This is a genomic window from Kribbella yunnanensis (genome assembly GCF_039529655.1).
Classification (GTDB): domain Bacteria; phylum Actinomycetota; class Actinomycetes; order Propionibacteriales; family Kribbellaceae; genus Kribbella; species Kribbella yunnanensis.
Window position 1 is genome coordinate 192,173 of the sequence record NZ_BAAANF010000001.1, and the last position, 21,448, is coordinate 213,620.

General features: G+C 66.9%; 20 protein-coding genes. 8 read left to right on the top strand and 12 right to left on the bottom strand.

Annotated elements, in window-relative coordinates:
* Positions 1-18 precede the first annotated feature (18 nt).
* The 4 genes from ABD231_RS00845 to ABD231_RS00860 are packed head-to-tail and all read left to right on the top strand — an operon-like array spanning position 19 to position 3,243.
* Positions 19-1,002, top strand: a complete 984-nt coding sequence (locus tag ABD231_RS00845) for a LacI family DNA-binding transcriptional regulator (protein ID WP_344144015.1) — start codon at positions 19-21, stop codon at positions 1,000-1,002.
* Between the two features lie 37 nt (positions 1,003-1,039).
* Complete coding sequence (locus ABD231_RS00850) at positions 1,040-1,690, top strand: DedA family protein (protein ID WP_344144017.1); 651 nt, start codon at positions 1,040-1,042, stop codon at positions 1,688-1,690.
* Positions 1,691-1,748: 58 nt separating this feature from the next.
* Entirely contained in the window at positions 1,749-2,363 is a 615-nt protein-coding gene (locus ABD231_RS00855) for an NADPH-dependent FMN reductase (RefSeq protein WP_344144019.1), read from the top strand.
* 55 nt (positions 2,364-2,418) lie between these two features.
* A complete protein-coding gene (locus ABD231_RS00860) occupies positions 2,419-3,243 on the top strand; it encodes a class I SAM-dependent methyltransferase (RefSeq protein ID WP_344144021.1) in 825 nt (274 codons plus the stop codon).
* A 350-nt stretch (positions 3,244-3,593) separates the two neighbouring features.
* Here the strand turns inward: ABD231_RS00860 and ABD231_RS00865 are convergent, their stop codons facing one another.
* The 12 genes from ABD231_RS00865 to ABD231_RS00920 form a co-directional block, all read right to left on the bottom strand.
* Complete coding sequence (locus tag ABD231_RS00865; RefSeq protein WP_344144023.1) at positions 3,594-4,550, bottom strand: hypothetical protein; 957 nt, start codon at positions 4,548-4,550, stop codon at positions 3,594-3,596.
* A 52-nt stretch (positions 4,551-4,602) separates the two neighbouring features.
* Positions 4,603-7,080 carry an ABC transporter permease gene (locus ABD231_RS00870; RefSeq protein WP_344144025.1) on the bottom strand — a complete coding sequence of 826 codons (2,478 nt, stop codon included), beginning with the start codon at positions 7,078-7,080 and terminating at the stop codon, positions 4,603-4,605.
* Positions 7,080-7,859 carry an ABC transporter ATP-binding protein gene (locus ABD231_RS00875; protein ID WP_344144028.1) on the bottom strand — a complete coding sequence of 260 codons (780 nt, stop codon included), beginning with the start codon at positions 7,857-7,859 and terminating at the stop codon, positions 7,080-7,082. Before ABD231_RS00875 ends, ABD231_RS00870 begins: the two co-directional genes overlap by 1 nt.
* Positions 7,860-7,934: 75 nt before the next feature.
* Positions 7,935-9,065 (bottom strand): condensation domain-containing protein, encoded by a 1,131-nt coding sequence (locus ABD231_RS00880; protein WP_344144030.1) that lies wholly within the window; start codon positions 9,063-9,065, stop codon positions 7,935-7,937.
* Positions 9,062-10,087 carry a glycosyltransferase family protein gene (locus ABD231_RS00885; protein WP_344144033.1) on the bottom strand — a complete coding sequence of 342 codons (1,026 nt, stop codon included), beginning with the start codon at positions 10,085-10,087 and terminating at the stop codon, positions 9,062-9,064. Before ABD231_RS00885 ends, ABD231_RS00880 begins: the two co-directional genes overlap by 4 nt.
* Positions 10,084-10,983: a phosphotransferase family protein gene (locus ABD231_RS00890; RefSeq protein ID WP_344144036.1), complete on the bottom strand. Its 900-nt coding sequence runs from the start codon at positions 10,981-10,983 to the stop codon at positions 10,084-10,086. The genes ABD231_RS00885 and ABD231_RS00890 overlap by 4 nt, the downstream gene beginning before the upstream one ends.
* On the bottom strand, positions 10,980-11,951 hold the full coding sequence (locus ABD231_RS00895; RefSeq protein ID WP_344144038.1) for a Gfo/Idh/MocA family protein: 972 nt from the start codon (positions 11,949-11,951) through the stop codon (positions 10,980-10,982). Before ABD231_RS00895 ends, ABD231_RS00890 begins: the two co-directional genes overlap by 4 nt.
* The gene (locus tag ABD231_RS00900; RefSeq protein ID WP_344144041.1) at positions 11,941-13,125 is read right to left on the bottom strand and encodes a hypothetical protein; all 1,185 of its coding nucleotides are present in this window, start codon (positions 13,123-13,125) and stop codon (positions 11,941-11,943) included. Before ABD231_RS00900 ends, ABD231_RS00895 begins: the two co-directional genes overlap by 11 nt.
* Positions 13,122-13,376 carry an acyl carrier protein gene (locus tag ABD231_RS00905; protein ID WP_344144043.1) on the bottom strand — a complete coding sequence of 85 codons (255 nt, stop codon included), beginning with the start codon at positions 13,374-13,376 and terminating at the stop codon, positions 13,122-13,124. The genes ABD231_RS00900 and ABD231_RS00905 overlap by 4 nt, the downstream gene beginning before the upstream one ends.
* Before the next feature lies 1 nt (position 13,377).
* The gene (locus ABD231_RS00910) at positions 13,378-14,553 is read right to left on the bottom strand and encodes a radical SAM protein (RefSeq protein WP_344144045.1); all 1,176 of its coding nucleotides are present in this window, start codon (positions 14,551-14,553) and stop codon (positions 13,378-13,380) included.
* Positions 14,553-15,788, bottom strand: a complete 1,236-nt coding sequence (locus tag ABD231_RS00915; protein ID WP_344144047.1) for an MFS transporter — start codon at positions 15,786-15,788, stop codon at positions 14,553-14,555. Before ABD231_RS00915 ends, ABD231_RS00910 begins: the two co-directional genes overlap by 1 nt.
* A gap of 188 nt (positions 15,789-15,976) precedes the next feature.
* Positions 15,977-16,570, bottom strand: coding sequence for a TetR/AcrR family transcriptional regulator (locus ABD231_RS00920; protein ID WP_344144049.1), 594 nt, complete (start codon positions 16,568-16,570; stop codon positions 15,977-15,979).
* Between the two features lie 112 nt (positions 16,571-16,682).
* Between ABD231_RS00920 and ABD231_RS00925 the strand changes: the two genes are divergently transcribed.
* The 4 genes from ABD231_RS00925 to ABD231_RS00940 all read left to right on the top strand — a co-directional run bounded on the left by ABD231_RS00925 (position 16,683) and on the right by ABD231_RS00940 (position 21,146).
* Positions 16,683-17,678: a hypothetical protein gene (locus ABD231_RS00925; protein ID WP_344144052.1), complete on the top strand. Its 996-nt coding sequence runs from the start codon at positions 16,683-16,685 to the stop codon at positions 17,676-17,678.
* Positions 17,679-17,860: 182 nt separating this feature from the next.
* Entirely contained in the window at positions 17,861-19,252 is a 1,392-nt protein-coding gene (locus tag ABD231_RS00930) for an extracellular solute-binding protein (protein ID WP_344144055.1), read from the top strand.
* 24 nt (positions 19,253-19,276) lie between these two features.
* Positions 19,277-20,203, top strand: a complete 927-nt coding sequence (locus tag ABD231_RS00935; RefSeq protein ID WP_344144057.1) for a carbohydrate ABC transporter permease — start codon at positions 19,277-19,279, stop codon at positions 20,201-20,203.
* Between the two features lie 115 nt (positions 20,204-20,318).
* On the top strand, positions 20,319-21,146 hold the full coding sequence (locus ABD231_RS00940) for a carbohydrate ABC transporter permease (protein WP_344144058.1): 828 nt from the start codon (positions 20,319-20,321) through the stop codon (positions 21,144-21,146).
* The last annotated feature ends 302 nt before the right edge of the window (positions 21,147-21,448 follow it).

The window sequence follows — 21,448 nt, forward strand, 5'->3', positions numbered from 1 at the left end:
GGTAACCTCTCCGCCGACATGACACCAAGAACCAAGCCCGCAACTCTCAAAGATGTTGCCAAGGTCGCCGGAGTCTCGATCTCCACGGTCTCCCGGGTGTTCTCCAGTCCCGGCCGGATCTCGGTGGAGACGTCGGATCGGGTTCGTGAGGTCGCGCGAGAGCTGCGGTTCACGCCGAATGTGATGGCGCGTTCGCTGATCACCGGTACGTCGCCCAATATCGGGCTGGTCGTCCCGGACATCTCGAACCCGTACATGACCACCTTGCTGAAGGCCGCGCAGAAGGTGTCGCGCGGCCACCAGACCGGCATCTTCGTCGCGGACACCGACGATAACGCGGAGATCGAGCGGGAGGTGTGCGAGCAGTTCGCCCAGCAGAGCCGCGGGGTGATCCTGTGCGCGCCGCGGATGAGCGCCGTACACATCCGTGAGATCAGTGGGATCGTTCCGCTGGTTCTGGTGAACCGGATCGTCGAAGGCATCCCGAGCGTCTACACCGACTCCCGGTCGGCGCTGCGCGAGCTGCTGGACGAGCTGGTCGAGCAAGGGCATCGCCGCGTCGGGTACCTGCCGGGACCGGCTGGGTCGTGGTCGAACAAGCAGCGTGCGCGTACGGTGGCCGACCGGGCTCGGGCGCTCGAGATCGAGCTGGTGCGACTTGATCCGACCGACGGTACGCACGCGGACGGCGTACTGGCTGCGGATCAGGTGATCGAGCTGGGGATCACCGCGGTGATGGCGTTCGACGACGTACTGGCTGCTGGTTTGGTCGAGGGGCTGCGGCGGCGTGGTAAGTCCGTGCCCGAGGATGTCAGCGTGACCGGGCACGACGACATCCTCTCCGAGCTCGTGCATCCCGGGCTCACCACTGTCACCGGGCAGAGCGCCCAGGTCGGTGAGCTGGCGATCTCGCGGCTGCTAGACGCCTCGGGGCCGGAATCCGTTGGTGTTCAAGCCACAGTGGTACGCCGGCACTCGACAGCCGCACCGCGGTCACGGTAGGTCACTCAGGGTTGTCCCTGATGGGTACTTTGGCCGCATGACTGCTCTCCAAGCGGCCGAGGAACCGACGGGCATCGCAGGCTGGGCCATCGATCTGATGGAGAAGCTGGGTGCGCCCGGTGCTGGTTTGGCGGTCGCCGCGGAGAACCTCTTTCCACCACTGCCCAGTGAAGTGATCCTGCCGCTGGCCGGGTTCGCGGCCAGCCGGGGCGACCTCGGATTGGTTGCCGCGATCATCTTCACCACGCTCGGTTCGGTGATCGGCGCCCTCGCCCTGTACGGCGTGGGCGCGGGCCTCGGTCGTCATCGGACCCGCACGCTGGCCGCGAAACTGCCGCTGGTGAAGGTGGATGACGTCGACAAGGCCGAGGAGTGGTTCAACCGGCATGGCGCGAAGGCGGTGCTGATCGGGCGACTGGTCCCGGTCGTGCGAAGCCTGATCTCGGTACCGGCCGGGGTGGAGCGGTTGTCGGTGCCGCTGTTCGTGCTGCTGACCACGATCGGGAGCGGGATCTGGAACACCTTGCTGATCGTCGCCGGGTACCAGCTCGGCGAGCGCTGGCACGTGGTGGAGTCGTCGATCGGGGTCTTCCAGTGGGTCGTGCTGGGCGGCGCGATCGCCGCAGTCACCTGGTTCGTGATTGTCAAGCTGCGGGCCCGAAGCTCAGTATCTGAGAAAGTCAAGTAGCGGGCTGGACTTTGATTACGCTCGATCCATCACTGCCGATGGTCAGGAGCTGGGTCAGATGCCCTCAACCGCGTTCGAACCGAAGATCGTCCCGGATCCACCGGTCTGGCCGCAGTCGGTGGTCACCGTCGTCGGCAACCCCAAGGCCGGCTCCCGTACGGCGGCCGCCGCGGCCTCGGTCGCCGAACTGCTCGCCTCCGAGCTAGGAACGCCGTACCGGATCGACGAGCTGGTCGACCTGGTCACGATCGCCCCGGCGATCTTCCAGGGCGAGACCGCGAGCGAGGCGGATCGAACCGCCCTCGACAGCGCAATCGAGCTGGCCGCCTCGGCGTCGGTGCTCGTGATCGCGACGCCCGTTTATAAGGGCAGCTACACCGGTCTGCTGAAGAGCTTCCTGGACGTGCTCCCACCGCAGGCGCTCGCCGGAGCGGTCGTCGTACCGGTGACTGTCTCAGCCGCGCCCAGTCACAAGCTGCTCGCCGATCAGCATCTGCGCCCGGTATTGGCCGAGCTCGGCGCGAGTGTGCCGGTGCCCGGCGTGATCCTGGAGGAGCGCGACCTCGAAGACCTCCAGGTCGTCCTCGCCAGCTGGCTCCGCACCAACGCCGGCATCATCCAAGCCACCACCATCGCCCTCCAACCCGTCGCCGAGCCAACCCCGCTGCGCTGACCCCTTGGGGCAATTCCCGTCGCGCGCGGTGCCGGCGGGACCTAGCGTGGCCGGTATGGATGAGCGCGTGGAGGGGAACCGGGCCGGCTGGGACCTGCGGGCTCTTGCGCATGCTGGTGGCGCCAGCCTGTACGACGTGGACGGTTTCCGCGCCGGCGGGAGTTCGCTGCGCCCGTTCGAGTTGGAAGCGCTCGGCGACGTCCGCGGTAAGCGTCTACTGCACCTGATGTGCCACTTCGGCCTCGACACGTTGTCGTGGGCTCGGCTCGGCGCTGCCGTGACCGGGTTGGACTTCTCGGCCGCCGCGATCGCGGCGGCTCGGCAGTTGGCGGATGAGGTCGGGTTGGCGGCGCGGTTCGTGCAGGCCGACGTGTACGACGCGGCCGACGTACTGGAGGAGCAGTACGACATCGTGATCGCGACGTACGGCGTACTGATGTGGTTGCCGGACTTGGCCGAGTGGGCGCGCGTCGTGGCGCGGTTGCTGCGACCAGGCGGTGTGCTGTTCGTCGGTGAGTTCCACCCGCAACAGGGTCAGATCGACGACGACCTCCGCATCACGTCGTCGTACTTCCGCACCCAACCCCGAGAAGTCCAGGTGAGCGCCAGCTACACCGGCCAAGAGCTCCCCACCCACACCCAAACCACCTGGCCCTGGACCATCAGCGGTCTGCTTAACGCGCTCATCGATGCAGGCCTCCACATCAACCGCCTCGACGAACACCCAGTAGACCTCCGCCAACGCCGCCCCACCATGGTCCCCACCCCCGACGGCCTCTGGCGCCTCCCCGGCGACCCCATCCCCCTGCTGCTGACCTGCCGCGCCACTCGACCGCTAAAGCGGCCGACAAACCAAGATGGCGGGCAGGTCTGTGGCTGAGCCGGATGGCGAGCCCGCGCCCAACTCCCCGTCGTCTGAGCTTCCGGGCTGTGGCTGGGGTGGGTGATGCTGGGGGACTTGCGTTATCCGATGGATTTTGGGGGCTGGGTGACGAAAATCCATCGGCTAACGGAACCAATGCCAGTCAGCCACAGGCAACGTGGAGCCGCGGTCGCCGGACTCGCCATCCACCTCAGCCACCGCGGCGACCAGCCCCCTGTCTTTCAAGTCGGCCGGACGCGGTGATCAGCCACAGCGCACGTCCCCGGCCGAGTCCTTTCGGCCTGTGCCCAGGCTGGCGTTTGCGTTATCCGATGCATTTTCGTCACCCAGCCCCCAAAATCCATCGGTTAGCGGACTGGGCAGGTGGAACTGCAGGGGTGGGCGGGGAGGTCGGGGATGGTGCGGCGGAGGATTTTGAGGACTTGCACGGCGGCTGTGCAAGGGCGGGTGGTGATATCGAGCCAGCCGTAGCGGAGGGTGGTCTCCGCGCGGAGGGTGGCTCGGTTGTCGCGGTCGAGGTCTCGCCACCGCTGCTGCGGGATGAGGTGCAGGCGACCGTCGAGTTCGACGTTCAGGCCGAAGGGGTCGTAGTGGACGTCGGTGAACTCTCGGTCGATGGCGCGTTGGCGGTGGCCGGTGGGAAGGCCGTGGCGGCGTTCGACGTCGCGGTGGTAGCGGAGTTCGAGGAGTGAGTGTGAGCCGGCTGCGACATCGGCGAGGATCGGTCGGAGTGAACGGCCGTGGCGGAGTCGGCCTCGGGTGGTCAGGGCCGCGGCGATGGCGGTGGGGTGTACTCGGCCGGATTGGCAGGCGTCGGCGATGACCGCGGCTGCTTCGTCGAGGGTTTGGGCGATTCCGACGATGTCGAGGACTGCGTGGGCCGCGGTCCGGCGGGGTGGGGTGGCGCGCGCGAGTCGGTCGGCCCAATGGCTGTCGCGGTGGATGACGAGGCCGGGGCGTCGGACGATGGTGCGGTGGTCGGGGATGGCCACGTGGACGGGGCGATCAGGGGACGGTTTGAGGAGGCCGAGTTGTTCGGCTGCGGTGTAGTGGCTCCAGGCGGCGTCTGGGCCGGCGTGCAGGAGGGCGGCGATCAGGCGTTCGTCGTACCCGATGGGGCCGTTGTGGGTGGAGTAGACACCGGGGTGGACGGTTTGCCAGCGGCGGCTGCGGATCCGCTGCCGGATGCGGTCGCTCGTCCATCCTGCCGAGAGCAGTTGGACGCGCGACACGACCAGGTGCTGGCTCCGGATGAGTTCCTGGATTCCCTTGTCGGCTAGGTGCCGGTGCCACCACCATTCCATTCGACTCAGCATGAGGTAAGCGGCGTGTTGCTGCAGGAGGGGCTGTGGATAACTAGTCGGCGTGGGTGGGTTGGGTGGGGGAGTGGCGGAGGGAGGTGAGGGCGGGGACGAGGGTGGAGGTGAAGGTGAGGAGGGCTGCGGTGCCGATGATCAGTAGGTAGATCCAGAGAGGGCCGGTGGGGAGGTCGTTGGCGACCTTGGCTGAGAAGGGGAGTAGGCAGGCCAGGGCTACGAGGGTGCCCAGCGTGATGCCGGAGAGGGTGATGAGGGTGCCTTCGGCCGTCAGCATGCGGAGGACCTGCGAGCGGGTGGAGCCGGTGAGGCGTTGGAGGGCGAACTCTCGGCGGCGGCGCAGAGTGGTGGAGACGAGGGTGTTGACCACCGAGACTGCGGTGTAGGCGATGAGCATGCCGACGAGCATGTAGTTCACCCAGGCTTGGGTTTTCTGGTCCTCGGCGTTGGCGCTGACCAGGGCCTCACGATCAGCGACCTGTACGCCGGGATGCGCGGCCGCGAGCTTTGTCAGGGCCGGGCGGGCGCCGGGGTCGGCGCGGACGAGGATCTGGCGGACGAGGCCGTCGGTGGTGTGGGCGGTGACTAGGGCCGCGGGGAGGACGATGCTTTCGTAGCCGCGTTCGGCGGCGAAGGTCGCGACCACTCGGAGCTTCACGGAGGTGCCGTCGCCCATGGTCACGGTGATGGTCGATCCGACGGCGCGACCGATCTTCTGCGCGACGTATTCGGGGAGCGCGACGGTCGAGCCGGTCAGGCCGCTGAGCGATCCGGCGGTGACGCGGACCGGTGCCGGGCCGTTCGCATCTTGGGCGTCGACGCCGACGAGTGGGGCGCCGTCGTCGTCGAAGGGGGCATTGCGGGGTTCGTCGATGACGCCGGTACTGCGGACGTACGCCGATGCACCGGACACACCTGGTACGGCGCGGACCTGCTGCACGAGTTGTGGCGACATGCCGGTCGCTGAGGTGAGGACGACGTCGGCGTTGAGGTCGCGGGTGAAGGCTTTGGAGGCGGCGTCGACCTGGGTGGTCTGCATGTAGAGGTTGGCGGTCGAGATGCTGACGGCAAGCATCACCGGCATCACAGCAGCCGACACTGCCACCGAGCGGACCGACACGTTGCGGATCGCCAGCCGGCCGTTGACCCGGCTGAACAGCTGCACCGGCCAGCGCCACAGCAGCAGAGCGGCCTTGGTCCAGAACGGGCCGAGCAGGGCAACACCGATCGACCAGCACAGGATGGAAGGTCCAGCGGTGGCACCCGCGAGCGGTCCGACCATCACCGTCGCGGTCACGATCAGCAGGGCGAGACCGCCGCCGAGGAACAGCAGTCCGGCGATCAATCGCACCCAGCTGAACCACTTGCGCTGCAGCGAAGACTCCATCAGCGCCTGAACAGGCTTGATCTTGGCCGACTTGCGGGCCGCGATCAGTGCGGCACCGATGACCGCCAGGATCGCTCCACCGGCACCGGCCGCGAACGGAATCAGTCCTTGGTAGAAGGAGATCACCGACGAGGCGACACCATGCTCAGCGAGTTGCTCGAACAGGAATCGGCCGAGTGCCATCCCGGGCAGGACGCCGACGACAACGGCCGGGAGGGCGACGAGCAGACCTTCGCCGAGGATCATCCGCCGTACCTGACCCGGCGTCGTACCGATCCCGCGCAGCAGGGCGAACTCGCGCTCGCGGTGCTGGGCGGACAGCGCCAGCGTGGACGCGACGACGAACATCATCGTCATCACCGCGATCCCGCCGAACGAACCGGCGATCGCGATCAGCGCCTCCCGCTGGCCGGTGGTTCCCGGGTGCTCGGCGAGACCCCGGTCGACTCCGGAGGATGCGGTCAGATTCCCGAGCGCCTCGATCCGTTCCTTGACCGCGCCCAGGTCGGTGCCGGGGGCAACCAGTACGCCGACGTCGGCGTACCGGTCGGGCATCCGGCTGAGCCGGGCGGCGTCGGTCTCGCTGAAGAACGTGTGCCCGGCCGGCGCCGCGGCGATCCCACCGACCGTGAAGCGCTCCGCCGTGCCGTTCACCAGCACGCTCACTCGAGAACCCAGACGGCCGGACGTGCTGACGACCTCGCCGACGCGAGGCGCGTGGCCGCTGACCAGCTTGTACGGCGCCAACGCAGCGCTCGCCCAGTTGTGGCCTTCGGCAACGACTGGCCCGGATGGCGTGACCAGCGGTGCCGTGAAGCTGCGGTCGCCGATCACTCCCGTGATCCCTTCGACCGCGCGCAGCTTGGTCAGCAGTTCAACCGGTACACCGACCAGCTCGGTCAGTACGAACGCGTCGGTGTCTTCGTCGGCGCCCGGCGGTTTGTGCGACTGCTGGCCGGTGACCACGATCGGGGCCGCGGCCAGGCGCTGGGGTTCGACGTTCGAGCGGATCCCGGTCTCCATCAGACCGCCGCAGGCCATCACGATCGCCGTACCGAAGACGACCGCGATGAAGGTGGCGATGAACCCGCCCTTGCGGAAATGCAGGGTGCGGATGGCGAGCCGCATCATCAGGCCACCGCCAGGTTCCCGCGCGCACCGAGGTGCGTCATCCGGTCGGCGACCTGCTCGGCGGTCGGGGCGATCAGGCTGCCGGCCAGGCGGCCGTCGGCGAGGAAGACGACCTGGTCGGCGTACGACGCGGCGACTGGATCGTGGGTGACCATCACGACGGTCTGGCCCTGGGTGCGGACCGGTTCGCGGAGCAGTTCGAGGACGTCGGCAGCGGTCTGCGTGTCGAGGGCGCCGGTCGGCTCATCGGCGAAGATCACCGCCGGGCGGGCGACCAGGGCGCGGGCGATCGCGACCCGCTGCTGTTGACCGCCGGACAGTTCGCCGGGCCGGTTCCGCTGCTTGTCGCTGAGGCCGACCCGCTCGAGCACCTCGCGCACCGCGGCCTTGTTCGGACGACGACCGTCCAGCTCCTGCGGGAGGACGACGTTCTGCCAGACCGTCAGCGCCGGCAGCAGGTTGAACGACTGGAACACGAACCCGATCCGCTCGCGGCGCAGCTCGGTCAGCTGGTACTCCTTCATCCCAGCCAACGGCAGTCCATCGATCAGCACCGAACCCGACGTCGGCCGGTCCAGACCGGCGGCACAGTGCAGGAACGTGCTCTTACCGGATCCCGACGGCCCCATCACCGCGGTGAACGTGCCGCGACCGAATCCGATGCTGACCCCGTCGAGCGCGGTGACGGTATTGCCACCGCGGCCGTAGACCCGTCGTACGTCCTGGAGAACCACAGAGTGCTCGCTCGGGAGCACGGCATCCTGCCGCTTCTTCGTCATGCTCAGGACGCTACGGATCCGCCGCGCCCCGCCCCAGGGTGCTGAGCCGTGGTCGATGGTGGTGCAAACCCCACCTCAGGACAGCAAGTGGTCGCGCAGACCGGCGCAGACCTGGGACACCAGGGACTCGGTCCAGTCGGTGCCGTCGCCGCTGAAGTGGCCGGTGAGGGTGTTGTCGGTGGTGGGGCGGAGGCGAATGCCGAGGATGTCGGCCAGGCCGGTGTCCTTGGGGCCGGCCACGGCGGCGACCGAGGCGTGGATGGGGCCGAAGTCGTAGCCGGACGGCCAGTTCTGGGGCACGTATTCGAAGAAGGGGGACCGGGGCGGCACGTCGGCTTCGAGGATGGGGAAGCGGGCGTAGCGGCTGCAGCCGACGACAGCCTCGCGTACGGCGGCGATGTCGCCGTCGCGGGGGATTGCGAGGACCGAGGGCACGATGCAGGGGCCGAGAACGCGCTGCCACTGCGGTCGGTCGCGTTTGCTGAACAGGGTGGCGAAGACCAGGGTTTCACCAGCTCCGACGTACGGCGTCATTCCGGCGGCCAGTGCGGCGAGCAGGGTGACGAGCGGCGTACTGCGTTGTTGCAAGGTGCGCTGGTCGACGGCGGCTAGCTCGGTGTTGGTGAGTAGCTGCTCGCGGTAGGCGAATGGCTTGGCTGGCTGGAGTGGTGGTTGGGGGCAGGGTTTGGCGTCGGTGATTCGGGTCTGCCACCAGTCAGTCGCCGAACCGCGTTGGCGTTCGACCAGTGCGGCCTCGTTGAGCGTGTAGTCGGCGTACTGCGCGGCAGGCGGCGGTACGGCGGCACCTGTCCGCTGGGCGGAGTAGAGAGTCGCCAGCTCGTCGAGTGTGGTCCAGAGTGTCACCGGGTCGGCGACCATGTGGTGCAGGTGGAGTGCTAGCCGGTTTCCGGCCAACCGCAGCCGGACTGGTGCTGCGAGCGGTACCTCGGCGTGGGTCTCGACCGCATCGACCAGCTCCAGCTCGGCAGTTGGCGCAGAGTGGATCAGTTGGGCGTGGTCGACGATCTCGGTGCGCAGTACGTCGTGCCGGCGCTGAAGTTCGTCGAAGGCTGCTGCGAGGGCGCTGTGGTCCAGTGCGCCGTCCAGCTCGAGTACGGCGTTCATGGTGAACCACGGTCCTCGGGCGAACCCCGGCCGCTTGTCGTCGAGATGCAGTGCGAACGTCTGCCACAGCGAGGTCTTCACCGGAGCTCCTCCGAGTAGTCAGGCACCTCCGCTTTGAGCAGGGTCTCGTGGAGTTCTTGCAGTACGTCGACTGCGAAGTCCTTGCGCGCCCAGTCCTCGAAGGAGATGCCGTAGCCGAGTGAGATCCACAGGTCGGCATTGCGCTGCTCGTGGGCGCCGAATGGTTCCAGTAGGACGAGTGGGGTTGCCGACCATAGCGAGTCCAGCAGAGTGCCGCCGCCGGGCTTGCTGACAGTGGCCAGGGCCTGCCGACACAGGTCGAACGAGCCATGGTGACCAGTGCGCTGCTCGAACGCCTCACCGGCGAGTCCGAACGGCGGGTAGCCGTCATCCAGCCAGGGATGCCAGTCCGGGTCGATCATGAAGTAGCGAACGCCGTCTGAGGTCAGGTCCTGCTTCTCGTAGGCGACCACGTCCAGGGCGAAACCCACGGTGCCTAGCTCGGCGGCGTACTCGCGGTAGGTGCCCATGCCCCAGCCGCCGCCGTGTACCAGCAGGCGGTGGTCGCGGTCGGTCCAGGCGAGCGGTGCGTCGCGACTGACCGGGATGCTGCAGGGGATCGTGCCCGCGTCCGCATCGGCGAGCTTGACGTGCCGGACTGGGTACGGCGGCGTGCCCACCTTCTGGAATGAGGGGGAGATGACGGAGTCCACGTGGCAGATGTCTACGTCGACCGGACCGTGGTGTTCGAGGTACTCGGTGAGCAGGGTGAGCCAGAAGCCGGAGAAGACGATGAACCGGCTCACTCCGCGGGACTGCCAGTCTTTGAAGAGTTTCTCGACGGCTGCAGGGTCTGCGGCGCGGGAGGCGTTGCCGGCGAGCTTCTGGCCCGCCATGGCGACTCGGAAGTCGCGGTGGAACGCTAGCTTGGACTGGGCGGTGGTTTCGAGGGTCTTGGCCGGCATGAGGCGTTCTAGGACTGAGACGGAGACTTGGCCGCCCTGCTCGCGGATGCGGTCGGCCAGCAGCAGACCGGGGACGTGGACGCCTAGCGCTACGCCGGAGGTGAGGATCTCGATCACAGCGCTGCCAGTTCTTTGGCGAGGTGCCGCTCTACCAGTTTGACCAGGCCTTCGTGGTCGGGGCCGGTGTAACCGCGCGGGGTGCCTTCAATGAGCATGATCAGGTAGAGGTAGACGCGGTAGAGCGACAGGCGTTCGCGGTTGATGTCGGCGCCGTACCCGGTGATGAGGTCGGTGTCCACGTCGCTGAAGAGGGTCAGCGAGACGAACTCCGCTACCGGGTCGCCCCAGAACGCGCGCTCGCCGTCGATGAGGCCGGTGACGCGGCCGTCCTCGACCAGGATGTTGCCGTCCCACAGGTCGAAGTGGATCAGGCGGGGGACTCTTACGGAGTCGAGTAGGGCGATGCGGTCGGTGACGAGTTGGCGGGACACCTTGGGTGGGAGCGCGACGTCGTACCGGGCGGCGTCGGCCAGGAGGTCGTCGAACATGCCTAGGAACGCTTTGCTCCACGAGTCTTTGAGACCGCGTTGCGGATAGCCGAATCCGGCGGTGCCGGTGACTTCGTGGAGGCTCGAGACGATGCCGCCGAGTTCACGCCGGTACTGCGCTCGGTCGGCGGAGACGCTGTTGAGGGTGACGCCAGGGAGGGCGGTCATCAGCAGGAAGTCGGTTCCGGAGTGCACGACCTCGGGGACTGGTGCTTTGCCCTGTGCTGCTCGGTAGAAGATCGCCTCGGTCTGGATGAGGTCCTGCTCGTGCGTGAGGCCGGGGCCGGTTGGTGCGATCTTCAGCACCAGGTCACCGTCGGCGTGGTTGAGCAGGTAGACGCTGTTGTAGGTGCCGTCGGCGAGCTCCGTGACCGTGGTGAGGGCCGCAGGATTGCGGCCTGCGCTGGTAAGCAAGGTGGTGACATAGGCGGGGTCGAGAGGGCGGGGCGAGGGGCGGCGGCTCATGAGGTGGCCCTTCGGCGGGCGTCGTGGTAGATGGCGTCCATCAGTTCTATGCGGGGGATGGCTTCGGCCAGGTCTGAGGTGCCGTTGACGAAGTTGGTGAGTTGGCGTTCGTAGTAGGCGACGGGGGCGAAGCTGATGACTTCGCGGTTGCCGTTGGTGGGGGTGATGACCAGGTTGAGGGGGACGGCGCCTAGGACCGGGCGAAGGAAGTTGCGGAGTTTGACCGTGGCTTCCTCGAACTCGAAGAGGTGTTCGCTGAGGTGGTTGGGGCCGGTTTCGCAATGCAGAGTTGCGGTTGCGCCGTCGGGCCAGTGCAGCGTGGCCACGAAGGATCGGTCGACTCCGTTCGGGCCGTCGAACGCGGACTCGCCGGTCACCTCGACGGCGTCGGTTTCGGAGTCGAGGCCGACTGTTGCTTGGATCGCTTGGAGCCAATAGCTGGCGCAGTCGTAGAAGATGCCGCCGCCGAGCTCGGGCTGATCGCGGTAGCCGCCGGGCACCGGTTCGGCGAACGTCATCCGCGTGCGAACGGAACGCAGTACGCCGTACCGGCTGTCGTCGATGAATGAGCGAACCACCTGCTGCCACTCGTGGTTGGCGGTCGCGACGGCCTCGGTCACCTGGACGGTGCCGTTGGCGGCGAACTCCAGTTCCGCGACTTGGTCGGCGGTGAGGCACAGCGGTTTCTCGACGATCACGTGTTTGCCGGCGACGGCCGCGCGGACTGCCCAGCGGTGGTGCGCCGAGTTGTGCAGCGAGATGTAGACGGCCTCGACCGCCGGGTCGGCGAGCAGGGCCGCATAGTTCTCGTGCACGACCTCGATCCCGTGCTGGTTGGCGAACTCCTTGGCCCGTACGGCGTCACTGGCGGCGACGGCCCGGACGTGGGCGTTCGCGGTGGTGGCCGGTGCCAGCATGGTGCGGGCAGCGATCCCGGTGGCTCCGATCAGCCCGATCTCAAGCGGCATCGGTCATCCCTCGTGGTGTCAGGCCGGCGGCGTCGACCGCAGCCGTCAGGCGGCGTTGCCAGGAACCGAGCTCCTCGGTGTGGCAGAAAATCGCAAAGTAGACACGGCCACCGGGCGCGGCGAGGGTGCTGCCGTTCAGCACCAGTACGCCGGGCCGGTCGCCGGTCGTGAGCAAACCGTCGAAGGCGGTCAGCACGTCGATAATTCCCTTGCCTGGAGCAACATTCAGTTCGAGCTGCCACAGGTGGGCAGTCAGTTCGGTCCGCTGATCCAGGTGCAGGGTGAGCAGACCGAGGGATTGCCGGGCATTGATCTCGAGGACCGGTACGACGGTTCCGTCGGCGAGCAGCATCGCGTCGACGCCGACCGGTCCCCAGTACCCGGCCTTCGCGAGTGCATCGATGACACCGGCCAGCGATTCGGCGTACCAGCCCTCGTCCACCAGGGCCGGCGGCGGTCGGTGCGATCCGAGATGACGGAAGCCCTTGTTGGTCATCTGCTGCAGGCCGAGGAACTCCGCCGTACCGTCGCGGTGCAGTTGCAAGTGGCCCGAGAAATCGTGCAGTTTGGGCAGCTTCTCCTGGACGAGCAGCTCGACCCGGCGGTCCTGCTTGCGCAGCACGCGCTCGACCGCGCGCAGCACGCCGGGCGTGGAAATCTCGAGCAGAGCGCGACCGGAGACGCCGTACGGGTCCTTCACGAGAGCTCGGAAGTCGAGCTCGGTGACGGCGGTGACGAGTTCCTCCGGCGAGCGGACGACGCGGCCTGCGCCGGGGAGGCCGAGCTCGATCACCAGGTCGTTGGACCAGGTCTTGGAGTTGACCAGGGCAACGACCTCACTCGACGGCAGGCTCGCTCCGACCAACCGGGAGGTGTCCGGCAGGACGGCGTACGGCGCAACGTCGGCGCCGTGCACCAGCCCCGGATCGATGAACCGCTCGACCGGACCGGGACCCGGGTCGGTCACCGACAGATGCCGCACCGAATGACCGGCCAGGACGTCCGGGTGGATCGGATACCGGGTGATCAGCAGGTCGTCCGGCGCGCAGAATCCCAGCAGCAGCTCGTCCATCGCGCCGACGGCCGGATCGCCACCGCCGACCGACGGCAGCTCGGCCAGGTCAGGCGGCCGCCACCAGGTCTCGGCGTCGAAGGTCCCGAAGCGGACTGTCATTGCACGGGAGTCGCCAGCCGCTCCACGAAGGTGCTGAACTGCCGCACCGATCGCAGATCGTCAAGCTGCAGGTTGGGGTAGTCGAGTTCGAGGTCGAACTCGTCCTCGATCGCCAGCAGGAACGTGATCGTCTGCAGCGAGTCCAGACCGTACTCCTCGACCAGGTCGGCGCCGGAGCCGATCTCCTCGGCGGTCGTGCCGTTGTCGAGCACCTTGGCCAGCACCAGCTTCACGCGGTCTTCGATCGTCACCTCAGACTCCGTTCAGGTAAAGGAGGATGCACTTCGAGCAGACCGGCATCATTCCGTTCTCGGACATGATCCGGCGGACCTCACGGAACGACTGGCTCTGCCAGAGGTCGTTGACCGACTGGTCGTACAGGTTGCCGACCACGAACTCCGGGAAGAACTTGCAGGAGCTCACCGCGCCGTCGGCGTGCACCTCCATCCGGTTCGAGACCGCGAGGCACTTGCTGCGGTGCTGCGCCGGGCGCGAGGTACCGAGGATGAAGTCGGTCACCTCGTCGTCCTCTAGCTGCGGTTGGTAGCGCAGCCGCACGTTCCAGGCGCGGGACGCCAGCCGGGCCATCGACTCGCGTAGCGCGGGCAGCTCTTCTTCCGGCAGCTGGTACGTGTACGAGTGCCAGGTGGGCTTCTTGGTGCCGGTGTTCGGCTGCAGCCAGGCGAACGACTGCTCGTAGAGCCGGTCCATCGCCTCAGCCACAGACGGGCTGATGTACCACGGGAACTGGAAGTAGACCGTGTTGACGCCCAGCTCCTCGGCCCACTCCATGAACTCGTACATCTTGTGCACGGTGACGTGGGAGACCATGCAGGACAGCGAAAGCTCGCCGTCCCACTTCCCCTCGCGTTTGAGGTCCAGCATCATCTGGATGTTCTCCATGGTCCGCTTGAACGTGCCGCGGCCACGCAGTGCCTCGTGGTCCTCGCCCAGACCGTCCAGGCTGACCAGGAGGTTGAGGTGCTCACCGATCCGGAGCAGGTCGTCGACCTTGCGCTTGAACAGCAGTCCGTTGGTGCACATGTTGACGGTGCGCGGGTACTGCTCCAGCAGCTTCGCCACCTCGTCGAACTTCGTGTGCATTAGCGGTTCGCCGCCCCACAGGAACAGCTTGGACCGTACGTCGGCCGTCGTACGGAGCACGTCCTCGATGACGGACAGGTCCAGCTCGGTGCGCTGACGCTCGGAGCTGAAGTCGCGGAAGAACCCCTGCTCGTTCCACTGGTAGCAGTGCGTGCAGCGCAGGTTGCAGCGGTAGGTCAGTTGCAGACTGACCTCCTGCGGCAGCGGAGCGGCGTACTCGGGGTCGGTCAGCAGGTTCTTGCGGGCCTTGGACCGGATCGAGACGGTGTGCAGGATGTCGGCGAACTCTTTGGTGTTCAGGGTGCGGGTCGTGGTGGGGCGCATCAGACCTCCCGTGGTTCGGTGGCAACGAGTAGGGCACTGCTTCCGGCGATCACACCTCCCGTCGCCAGGACGAGGACGAGACCGGTCGCGGCCCCGAGGTGAGAGCTCAGTACGCCGCCGGCGAAGCCGCCAGTGAGCGCCCCGAGCGGAACGGTCGATGAGGTGAGCGTGCGGGCGGTTGCGTGCACTGTGCTCTGCAGTGCGGCCGGAGTGACCTGCTGACGGACGCTGGTGGTCACGACGTTCCACACCGGCAGCCAGCCGCCCGCGAGTACGCGGATCAGCACCAGGGTGATCGCAGGTGTCGTGACGAGGCAGAGTGGAATCGCCAACCAGCACAGGGCTTCCACACTCGTCAGCAACAGCACTCTGCGGGTACCGAGCTTGCCGGCGAGGCGGTTGGCCACGAAAGCGCCGAGTAGGCCGCCGACCGAGCCAGCGGCGATCAGCAGGCCGCCGGCGAGGCTGGAGAGCCCGAGAACGCGGTACGCGAACAGGAGCAGTACGGCGTCGACCATGCCCGAGCCGAAGCTCCGAACCGCGGCTGCGCCGACTTGTCGACGCAGTACGGGGTGGTGTCGGACGAACGCGAAGCCGGTGTGGATCCGTTGCAGGAAAGGCTCCGTGGCGGGTTCGGCCGGCCGCTCGACCGCAGTGATCCGGGTCCGGCCGTACGCCGAGGCTAGAAACGACAACGCGGTCAGGAACAGAGCAACCGTCGTACCGGTGGTGCGGAGGAGCAGGCCGGCCAGTGCGGGACCGACGAGCTTGGAGGCGCTGTCCGAGCTCTGCAGCTTGGCGTTGACTCCGACTAACTGGTCCGCCGAGACGAGTGCGGGCAGGTAGGACTGACTGGCGACGTCGACGAACACCATCGCAATGCCCGCGACCGCGACCACCACGAAGAGCTGGCCCATCCCAGCCCCACCGAGCGCTGCGGCCAACGGGATCGTCGCGAACGCGGCGAACCGGATGACCTCGCCGGTGATCATCACGCGGCGGCGCGGCACGTGGGGGAGCGCGGCTCCGGCCACCAGCCCGAAGGCGGGGTAGGCGAACCAGCCCAGCGCGGACAGTACGCCGACCTCGGCACTGGACGCGTTCAGCGTCAGGATCGCGATGCTGGGAACGGCGAAACCGGTCAGCCGGTCACCGACGAAGCTCGCGCTCTGGCTGCTCCAGTACCACGCCAGATCAGCATCCGGCCGTGTTCGTGTGATCGTTCGTCCGCGCACCCGTCGACTCCCCAGCGGTCGGTTGGCTGTCACGAGCCTTTCTTCAAGTCCTGAATGAAGTGCTCGGACAACTTAACCGGGTAGGTCGCGCGACTCAAGACCTCCTTCATGAATTCGTCGCTGCGCGGGGCAAGTGGGACGGACTCTCAGTTTTGGGAGGTCTGATGACTTGAGCAGACTCGACTCAGCTAGCGCAGAATCGCGTGCAGTCCGGCGGTGTACGACTCGGGTGTCGTATCGCTGAGCAGCAGGCGCTGCAGGATGAAACCGGGCACGAAACCGAACAGGGCCTGGGCGACGTGCTCGGGGTCGGCGTCCGCGTCGATGGTGCCGTCGGCCTGGGCGCGCCGGGCGACGTCGGTGAAGCGGTCGCGCACCATCCGGTACTTGCCGCCGGCAATCTCCATCACGACCGGGTTGCGCAGGGCCTCGGCCCAGGCCTGGACGCCGATCCGGGTGATATCGCCGCCGGGCCGCTCGGCGATCGAGACGACGTGGCGCAGGACGCGCTCCAGCACCATCGCCGGACGCACCGGCTCGTCGGTGACCAGGACCGTGTCGAACAGCTCCTCGACGGAGCTGAGCGCCTCCTCGGCGATCGCCGCGACGATCTCTTCCTTGCTCTTGAAGTAGCCGTAGACGGCGCCGGCGGACAGCTCGGAGGCCGCGATCACGTCGGCCATCGTCGTCTTGTGGAAACCCTGCTCGAGAACGCAGGACCGCGCGGCCGCCACGATCTGGGCGCGGCGGGCGATGCGATGTTCCTCGGTCACCTTCGGCATACCGCGAAACTTAAAACGAATGTCCGTTCTTGACAAGCTCGGTCACTCTGCGGCAGGCTCGGAGTTGATAAAGAACGGTCATTCGGTTTTAGTTCGAGAAGGAGTCCCCGTCATGACTGCTGAGGCGCCGGCCGAGCACCGCGAGCCGCCTGTGGTTGTCCTCGTTCTGCTGCTCACCGCCGTGCTCACCGTGCTGCTGATCGCGTTCGCGTGGCCGGCTGCCCGGTCCGCGCCCCGCGACGTACCGATCGCTGTGGCCGGTCCGAGTCAGGCCATCGGTCAGGTCCAGGCCGGGCTGGAGCAGGCGATGCCAGGCGGGTTCGAGATCACCCAGGTGACCGACCGGGCGGCCGCCACGCAGAAGATCGAGGACCGCGAGGTGTACGGCGCGATCGTCCTCGACCCGGCGCAACCCGAGGTGCTGACCGCCTCGGCCAGTGGGCCGGTGGTCGCCCAGCTACTCGCTCAGCTGGCCACTCGGTTGTCGCCGGAACACCCGGCCAAGGTGACCGACGTCGTACCGCTCCCCACCGATGACCCGCGAGGCGCTGGTCTGGCTGCCGGTGCGCTCCCGCTGGTGATCGGCGGCATCATGACCGCGGCCGTGCTGACCATGCGGGTCTCGGGCGGCAGTCGCCGGATGATCGGGGCAGTCGGCCTGGCCATCACGGGTGGGCTCGCACTGACCGCCGTACTGCAATTCTGGCTCGGCTCCTTTGAGGGCAACTACCTCGCGAACTCCGGGGTGATCGCGCTGTCGATCGCCGCGATCAGTCTGACGCTGCTCGGGCTGGAGTGGCTGTTCGGATTTGCCGGGCTCGGTGTCGGGGCCGCGGTGATGATGCTGCTCGGCAATCCGCTGTCCGGACTGTCAAGCGCACCGGAGATGCTGCCCGGTGGGTGGGGTGCGCTCGGTCAGTTGCTACCGCCGGGAGCCGCCGGTACGGCGTTGCGCTCCGTGAGCTTCTTCGACGGCGCAGGGTCCGGTACGGCGTTCGTCGTACTGGGCGCGTGGCTCGCCCTCGGCCTGGCCCTCTGTGGTCTGGGCGCGATGCGGTCGCAACGTTTCGTCCATGGTCGTCACGAGGCTTCGCCCGTTACCGTCTGAACGATGTTTCGGCGCGGTGACCTGATTGTTATGACAAGGTCACCGCGTTACCGCTTGGCAGCTCGGACAACGTTGTCTGTCACCCATTGACTTCACGGCCGTCAGCCTCCTAAGTTCGCCAAAAGCCCCCTCTGTTTGGGTCGTGGTACCGGGATGACAACGATTGCCCGAAGGTGGACCTGATGGTGACAAGAAAGCGTTTCAAGGCGGCCGGTGCACTGGTCGCATCCGCGCTGCTGCTGGCGGTGTCGGCCTGTAGTCAGGGGTCGACCACGAAGCAGCCGGAATCCGGTGGTCAGAGCAGTGGCCCGGCGAACATCAAGATCGCCTACCAGCAATGGGGCCCGGGCACGACCATGAAGACCTTCCTGGCCGGAGTGAAGACCGAGTACGAGGCGGCCAACCCCGGTTCGACGGTCGAGATCCTCCCCATCGTGGCGAGTGAGAACGACTACTACACCAAGCTGCAGCTGATGATGCGGTCGCCGAACACCGCACCGGATGTCGTCTACGAAGACACCTTCCTGATCAACTCCGACATCACGGCGGGCTACCTGCGGCCGCTCGACGAGTACATCTCGAAGTGGGACCAGTGGAGCCAGTTCGAGGACACCGCCAAGGGCGCGGCCAAGGCGCTGGACGGCAAGACGTACGGCGTACCGGACGGCACCGACACGCGTGCGCTCTGGTACAACAAGCAGATCTTCGCCAAGGCCGGGTTGCCGGCCGACTGGCAGCCGAAGACGTGGGACGACGTACTGAGTGCGGCCCGGACGATCAAGGCCAAGGTGCCCGGTGTCACCCCGCTGAACGTCTACTCCGGCAAGCCGATGGGTGAGGCCTCGGCCATGCAGGGCTTCGAGATGCTCCTGTACGGCACGAAGGACACGCTCTACAACAATGACCAGCAGAAGTGGGTCGTTGGCAGCAAGGGCTTCAAGGACTCGCTGAACTTCATCAAGACCGTCTTCACCGAGGGCATCGGCCCGTCGCCGAAGCAGGCGCTGGACCCGAACATGGGCAGCAAGGTCGGTACCGAGCTGCTCCCCGAGGGCAAGCTCGGGATCGCGCTCGACGGCTCCTGGATCTACGGCAACTGGCAGAAGACCGGCGCCAAGCCGTGGCCGCAGTGGACCGAGGTGATGGGCCAGACCGCGATGCCGACCCAGGACGGTGGCGGTAAGGGCAAGGTCAGCCTCTCCGGTGGCTGGACCTGGGCGATCCCGGCCAAGTCGAAGAACCCCGACGCGGCCTGGAACCTGATCAAGACCCTGCAGACGCAGAAGAACGCGGCCAAGTACGCGACCGACGGCGCACAGATCGCCGTACGGAAGGATGTCGCCGCGGACGAGGGCTACAAGAGTTCGTCGAAGAGCACGCAGTTCTTCACCGACCTGGTGTCGGTGACGGTCTACCGGCCGGCGTACGCGGAGTACCCGAAGGTCTCGAACGAGATCATCACCGCGATGGAGGCGGTGATGACCGGGCAGTCCTCGGTGGACGAAGCCGCGAAGAACTACGACGAAGCGGTCGAAGGCATTGTCGGTAAGGACAAGACGACCTCCGGTCAGTAGCCCCTCGGCGAAGGAATCTCCCCTGTGACGACGACTGTCGCCCCGACTCCCGCTGCGCCCAAGCCCGGGCGCAGCGGGAAACCGCGGGCCGCGAACCTGATCAAGATGCTGCCGCTCTCGCCGGCCATCGGACTGATGCTGGTCTTCCTGGCCGGCCCGATCCTGTACTGCATCTACGCCGCGTTCACGAACATGGCGCTCACCGGTACCGGTGCGGCGAACGTGACGTTCGTCGGATTGGACAACTTCCGCAAGGCCTTCGGCAGCGGTGCGTTCAGCAACGCGATCTGGCTGACGCTGGTGTTCACGTTGATCTCCGCGATCATCGGGCAGAACACCCTCGGACTCGGCCTGTCGTTGCTGATGCGCAAGGGCAACAAGGTGGTCCGGAACTTCGTCGGTACGGCGGTCATCGGTGCGTGGGTGCTGCCCGAGGTGGTGGCGGCGTACCTGCTGTCGGCGTTCTTCAACGACGAGGGTACGCTGAACGTGATGCTGCACGCGGTCGGCCTGCCCGGCCAGGACTGGTTGTACGCGGCACCGATCATCGCGGTCTCGCTGGCCAACATCTGGCGCGGTACGGCGTTCTCGATGCTGGTGTATTCCGCGGCGCTCAGCGAGATCCCCAAGGAGATCGAGGAGTCGGCCGAGATGGACGGCGCCGGCGGCTGGCGGCGACTCATCTTCGTGACGCTGCCGATGATCAGCCGGGCGATCCTCACCAACCTGATGCTGATCACGCTGCAGACCTTGAGTGTGTTCGGTCTGATCTATGCGATGACCCGCGGTGGTCCTGGGACCAAGTCCCAGACGCTGCCGCTGTACATGTACGAGCAGGCGTTCAGCTTCTCCCAGATCGGCTACGGGACCGCGATCGCTCTGGTGATGCTGGCGATCGGCGCAGTCTTCTCGCTGATCTACCTACGTGGACTCAACTCGGAGGCAGCGTGACAGTGTCATGGCCACGCCTCCGGCGCGGCGGATCATGGGGCTGGAACTCCCTCCCTTCCCTCGTCGCTCCAGTCGCTTCGCTCCCTACGCTCCTCAGTCCAGGTCAGGAGGCCCCATGATCGCGCGGGACCGGCTCAGCAAGCTGACCTCGAACTTGGTGCTGCTGGCCATCGGCATCTTGTTCGTGCTCCCCTTGCTGTGGGTGCTGTTCGCCTCGATCAACCGGACGGCGGGACTGCGGGTCGAGTTCCCGACGAGCCCGACGCTCGGGAACTTCAAAGCGGTGCTGAACACCGACACGACGTACCGGCCGGTGCTCAACGGCATTGTGCTGTGCGGCGGGTCGGCGTTGCTCACCATGGTGTGTGCGGTGCTGGCGGCGTACCCGCTCTCGCGGTTCAAGTCGCGCTTCAACCGGCCGTTTTTGTTGACGGTGTTGTTCTGTACGGGGTTGCCGATCACCGCGGTGATGGTGCCGGTGTATGGACTGTTCGTTCAGTTGAACCTGGTGGACACGCTGGGTGGGACGATCATGTTCATGGCGACGAGTTCGTTGCCGTTCGCGATCTGGCTGACGAAGACCTTCATGGACGGCGTACCGATCTCGCTGGAAGAGGCGGCGTGGGTTGACGGCGCGAGCAACATGCGAGCCCTGAAAAGCATCGTGCTCCCACTGATGTGGCCCGGAATCGCCGTGGTCCTGATCTTCACCTTCATCGGCATGTGGGGAAACTTCTTCGTCCCCTTCATGCTGCTGCTCTCGCCCGAACGCCTCCCCGCCTCAGTCAGCATCTTCACCTTCTTCGGCCAATACGGTGAACCCAACTACGGCCAGCTGGCGGCCTACTCCCTCATCTACACCATGCCCGTCCTCCTGCTGTACCTCCTCCTCAGCAAGAAACTAGGCGGCGCCTTCGCCCTCGGCGGCGCCATCAAGGGCTGAGTGGCACATCAGCCGCCGCGCACGGACACCGCTGCGCGGCGGCTCTTCCTTTGCCGCCTTCGGCGGAGTGCGAAGCGTGGTGGGATGGAAGGCGATTCGCGCCGAGCATGGGATGAGTGGTGGGGAGTGGCGGCGCAAGGGGTTCTTCCCCGTGGGGGGCGCAGTCGGCTCCGGCAGTGCGCGGCGGCCGGCGATCCTCCGACGGACAGGACGTATACGTCTGCTGGGTGGGGTCGCCAGGCTCAGCTGGGGTGGATTTGGGGCTGGAGCGGCGTATACGTCCTGTCGCTGGGCGACTCGCC

Excerpts from the sequence above, each read along its gene's own strand:
- ABD231_RS00875 (WP_344144028.1), bottom strand. The coding sequence starts at position 7,859 with ATGACGAAGAAGCGGCAGGATGCCGTGCTCCCGAGCGAGCACTCTGTG.
- ABD231_RS00855 (WP_344144019.1), top strand. The coding sequence starts at position 1,749 with ATGCCCTCAACCGCGTTCGAACCGAAGATCGTCCCGGATCCACCGGTC.
- ABD231_RS00900 (WP_344144041.1), bottom strand. The coding sequence starts at position 13,125 with ATGACAGTCCGCTTCGGGACCTTCGACGCCGAGACCTGGTGGCGGCCG.
- ABD231_RS00930 (WP_344144055.1), top strand. The coding sequence starts at position 17,861 with ATGGTGACAAGAAAGCGTTTCAAGGCGGCCGGTGCACTGGTCGCATCC.
- ABD231_RS00895 (WP_344144038.1), bottom strand. The coding sequence starts at position 11,951 with ATGCCGCTTGAGATCGGGCTGATCGGAGCCACCGGGATCGCTGCCCGC.
- ABD231_RS00940 (WP_344144058.1), top strand. The coding sequence starts at position 20,319 with ATGATCGCGCGGGACCGGCTCAGCAAGCTGACCTCGAACTTGGTGCTG.
- ABD231_RS00845 (WP_344144015.1), top strand. The coding sequence starts at position 19 with ATGACACCAAGAACCAAGCCCGCAACTCTCAAAGATGTTGCCAAGGTC.
- ABD231_RS00870 (WP_344144025.1), bottom strand. The coding sequence starts at position 7,080 with ATGATGCGGCTCGCCATCCGCACCCTGCATTTCCGCAAGGGCGGGTTC.
- ABD231_RS00910 (WP_344144045.1), bottom strand. The coding sequence starts at position 14,553 with ATGCGCCCCACCACGACCCGCACCCTGAACACCAAAGAGTTCGCCGAC.
- ABD231_RS00865 (WP_344144023.1), bottom strand. The coding sequence starts at position 4,550 with ATGGAATGGTGGTGGCACCGGCACCTAGCCGACAAGGGAATCCAGGAA.
- ABD231_RS00850 (WP_344144017.1), top strand. The coding sequence starts at position 1,040 with ATGACTGCTCTCCAAGCGGCCGAGGAACCGACGGGCATCGCAGGCTGG.
- ABD231_RS00925 (WP_344144052.1), top strand. The coding sequence starts at position 16,683 with ATGACTGCTGAGGCGCCGGCCGAGCACCGCGAGCCGCCTGTGGTTGTC.
- ABD231_RS00860 (WP_344144021.1), top strand. The coding sequence starts at position 2,419 with ATGGATGAGCGCGTGGAGGGGAACCGGGCCGGCTGGGACCTGCGGGCT.
- ABD231_RS00920 (WP_344144049.1), bottom strand. The coding sequence starts at position 16,570 with ATGCCGAAGGTGACCGAGGAACATCGCATCGCCCGCCGCGCCCAGATC.
- ABD231_RS00890 (WP_344144036.1), bottom strand. The coding sequence starts at position 10,983 with ATGAGCCGCCGCCCCTCGCCCCGCCCTCTCGACCCCGCCTATGTCACC.